This window comes from Micromonospora sp. KC213, from assembly GCF_004348325.1.
In the GTDB taxonomy this organism is placed as follows: Bacteria; Actinomycetota; Actinomycetes; order Mycobacteriales; family Micromonosporaceae; genus Micromonospora.
Window position 1 is genome coordinate 1 of the sequence record NZ_SMKF01000288.1, and the last position, 3,906, is coordinate 3,906.

A 3,906-nucleotide genomic window follows, 5' to 3' on the forward strand; every position below is an offset into this window, starting at 1 on the left:
CCCACCCACCGCACACCTCCACCTCGCCGCACCACGACGCGCAGAGCGTAGGCCCCACACCGCCCGCCCGCCCGGTAGGGTCGACACCGCCCGCCAGAGCAGGAAAGAGGGGCCCGTTGCCGGTCACCATCGTCACCGGCGGCAGCCGCGGCATCGGCGCCGCCACCGCCCGCCGCCTCGCCGCCGACGGCCACGACATCGCCATCGGCTACCACCACGACCACGACGCCGCCCGACACGTCGTGACCGACATCCGCGCCCTCGGCCGCCACACCGTCGCCGTACCCGCCGACACCACCGACCCCGACCAGGTCAACCGGCTCTTCGACACCGCCGAAAACCTCGGCCCCCTCACCGGCCTGGTCAACAACGCCGGCGTCACCAGCCCCATCGGACCCTTCACCGACCTACGCCTCGACGACCTACGCCACGTCATCGACGTCAACCTCGTCGGCTACATCCTCTGCGCCCAACAGGCCGCCCGCCGCCTCACCCACGGCGGCGCCATCGTCAACATCTCCTCGGCCGCCGCCACCCTCGGCAGCCCCGGCGAATACATCCACTACGCCGCCGTCAAAGCCGCCACCGACACCCTCACCACCGGCCTGGCCAAGGAACTCGCCCCACACGGCATCCGCGTCAACGCCGTCGCGCCCGGAGTCATCCGCACCGACATCCACGCGCTCTCCGGCATGCCCGACCGCCCCGACCGCGCCGCCGGTCGCATTCCCATGGGCCGCGCCGGAGAACCCGACGAAATCGCCGCCGCCGTCGCCTGGCTACTCGGCCCCGACGCCTCGTACACCACCGGAGCCGTCGTACGCGTCGCCGGCGGCCTGTGAACCTACCGGGGATCGCCACGGCCCCCGGGTAGGACACCGCAGCTCCGGCAGACTGCTCGCGAGCGCCGGTCCCCGTCGCCGCAGACCAGGCACGCCCGGCCCGGCCGACCCTGCGACGCGCGCATCGAACACCCGACCCCACCACGACGGGCAGCGGACACGCCGGATGCTTCCGCGGATCGGGGCGGCAGGCGATGGCGCGGCCACCCCACGAGTCCCACGAATGCAGCGTTTGCGCGGAACGCGCCGGCCCTCACGCTTCTGCAGCCCCCGATGGGCGCCACACGATGTGTCCGGCGGGCCGGGGAACCCCGTCACGAACCCGGCGAGCGGTCGCGGGGAAACTGGTCATCCCAGACGCCGTTGCCGACCCGGTGGGGGAGACCGACCGGTCCTTCCGCACGAACCCGGACCACCCTGGCCGACAGCGAACCAACCGGGTGGGTCCGGCGACGCCACGACCGACCGCGCGCCCCCGGACCCACCCGAACCCTAACGACGCGGCCGATGCAGCGCCCGAGGCAGAACGTACGGCGGGCCGGCGAACACCAGATCGGACTTGACCTCGTGGTACGCCCGCTTCGGCCGGTACTGCTCGTCGTACAACGAAGCCATGCCCTCGTCGGGGAAGGTGCCCGGCACCCACGAGTGCCGGTCGGTGAAACCCCACACCGTGTACGACAAACAGTGCCGATCAGCCAGACACGCCTTCATCAGCACACTGTAATTCGCCGCGGACGCCTGCAACCGCGGGTTGATCTCCTCAGGGTCACCCGCCTGCACCCGATCGGTGAGCCGGCTGCGCACATCCACCTCCGTCAACGCGGTCGCCAGACCCAACGCCGAGAACCGCTTCAACGCCGAAGCCACCTGGAACGTGTCGAAGTTTCCGTACTGCGTGCCCAGATGACCCTGGCTGCCGACACCGTCGATCGGCACACCCTCGGCCAACAGCCGCTTCACCATGTCGTACACGAACTGGGTCTTGTCGTTGGCCGGATCACCCGACCCGAAGGCCTCGATGTTGTAGTCGTTGTAGAACAGCAACGCCTTCGGATCCGCCGCCCGCGCCCAACGGAACGCGTCGGCGATGTAGCCCGGCCCCAGGTGCTGCGCCCAGAACCCCTTGTAGTGCAACGTAGGCGGAGTGTTCCAGGGATCGCTGACCGCCTCGTTGACCACGTCCCACTGCCAGATCCGCCCCCGATACCGGCTGACCACGGTCGTGATGTGCTGACGCAGCAGCTCGCGTAGCTCGGCCCGGCTGATCGAACCGTCGGCCACCCCACTGGTCAGCCAACCCGGCAACTGGTTGTGCCAGACCAGCACGTGCCCGCGTACCCGCTGATTGTTACGCCGGGCGAAGTCCATCAACGCGTCGGCCGGTGCCCAGTTGTAGTTGCCCCGGGTCGGCTCCAGGCTCTCCCACTTCATGACGTTCTCGGCGGTCACCGACGAGAACTCCGACGCGGCGAGCTGACGGTACTGCGGGTCGTTCGGGTCGGCGAGGGCGTCCATGCTCACCGCGGTGCCCACATACAGGCCGTGGCGTTGCCCGAGCGCGCCCAAGGTCTGCGCGGCCGGATCGTACGGGCGGCTGGCCGTGGCCGGCAGGGTGTTGAGCACCCCTGCGGTCGCGACAGCGACCGCAGCGACGGCTGTCCACCGTCTCCACTTCATCTGCAGTCCTTCCGGAGTGGACCACCGCCGGTGCCGGGGGAGGTAGGACCTCACAGAGCCGGCGGTGGTGCCGTGCGCGGGAAGCTCGGGGGCGTGCGGCCGCGAGCGCCACCGATAGTTACGGATCGATTTCCGCAACTAGAGCGAAACGTTAGGAGCGTCCGACCGGCTGGTCAACCACGAAGATTTCCGGAAGTTGCGCGAACCTGCTGACCACCGGCGCAGCTGTGCTCCGGAAGTTTCGAAGCAGGACGACCTCGCCGACGAGCCGCCGATCAGCTGCGCCGGTGGTCACCGGGTCGGGATCGAACCAGTGGACGGGCGTGATCAGGTGTATTGCCGGTGCGCTCGCGGCGCTCCCGGCGGATTCGATAATGTACATTATGTCAAGTAGCGGCCCGGCGGACCTCCCCCCGGGTTGCCTCCTGGGGCGTCAGGGCAGGCTGCGCGCGACGCGAAACCCCAGGTCATCGATTCGCAGCGTGGGATGGCTGCGACGACGCACCGAGGCTCGGCAGCTCCAGGGCTGGTCGAACCAGCCGCCGCCACGCAGCACGCGGTAGCTGTCGTAGACCTCGGCGTCGTAGATGTCCCAACACCATTCCCAGACGTTGCCCAGCATGTCGTGCAGACCTCACGCGTTGGGCTGCCGGTCAGCGACGGGATGGGGCTGCCCGTCTGCGTTGCCGCGATACCAGGCGATCTCGTCGAGCGGACCGTACCGGGGGCCGGTCGTGCCGGCCCGGCATGCGTACTCCCACTCGGCCTCGGTCGGTAGCCGGTACCCGCCGGTCGCGTCGCACTCGACGCCATCGCCGTCGAGGCGATACACAGGCGGCAAGCCCTGCTGACGGGACAGGCTGTTGCAGAACCGGACCGCGTCCCGCCACGACACACTCTCCACGGGCAGCCGGTCGCCCCGGGCGGCACTCGGCCGCCGCCCGGTGACCCGGGCGTAGAGCGCCTGGGTCACCGGCACCGCCGCGAGCTGGTACGGCGCCAGGTCGACCGACCAGTGGGACCGCGTCCGCCGGTCCGACACGGTCACCCTGCCCGCTGCAATGGCGATCATGTCGAGTGTCCGGTCGTCCCCCATGGACAAGGGAGCCTACCGGCGACCCGGCTGACCCTGTTCCCCCGGAAATTCGCCGTTGCCTGCCATCACCGGCGCAGCCGCGAAGTCCGGTCCACCCCCTGCTCGATCGACGACAAGGCGAAAATCATGCATAATATCCCTTATGCATGACAAGTGGGATGAATCGGTAGAACACCTGATCGAGGAGTTCCTGACCGCCCGCGCCACCCGCAAGCCCTCCCCCCACACCCTCGAGGCGTACCGGCGGGACCTGCGGACCGTGGCGGCGCTCGCCGGCGAGATCAGCAC

Annotated in this window: 2 protein-coding genes and 2 pseudogenes; 2 read left to right on the forward strand and 2 right to left on the reverse strand. The window is 69.6% G+C overall.

Annotated features, from left to right (window positions below):
* The first annotated feature begins 116 nt into the window (after positions 1-116).
* Positions 117-842 (forward strand): SDR family oxidoreductase, encoded by a 726-nt coding sequence (locus tag E1166_RS29755; RefSeq protein ID WP_132343148.1) that lies wholly within the window; start codon positions 117-119, stop codon positions 840-842.
* Between the two features lie 492 nt (positions 843-1,334).
* On the opposite strand, the gene E1166_RS29760 is transcribed toward E1166_RS29755, so the two are convergent.
* Entirely contained in the window at positions 1,335-2,522 is a 1,188-nt protein-coding gene (locus E1166_RS29760; RefSeq protein WP_132271060.1) for an endo-1,4-beta-xylanase, read from the reverse strand.
* A gap of 433 nt (positions 2,523-2,955) precedes the next feature.
* A pseudogene (locus E1166_RS29765) lies at positions 2,956-3,618 on the reverse strand (formylglycine-generating enzyme family protein).
* A 142-nt stretch (positions 3,619-3,760) separates the two neighbouring features.
* Here E1166_RS29765 and E1166_RS32395 point away from each other — a divergent pair.
* A pseudogene (locus E1166_RS32395) lies at positions 3,761-3,906 on the forward strand (integrase); the annotation flags it as partial.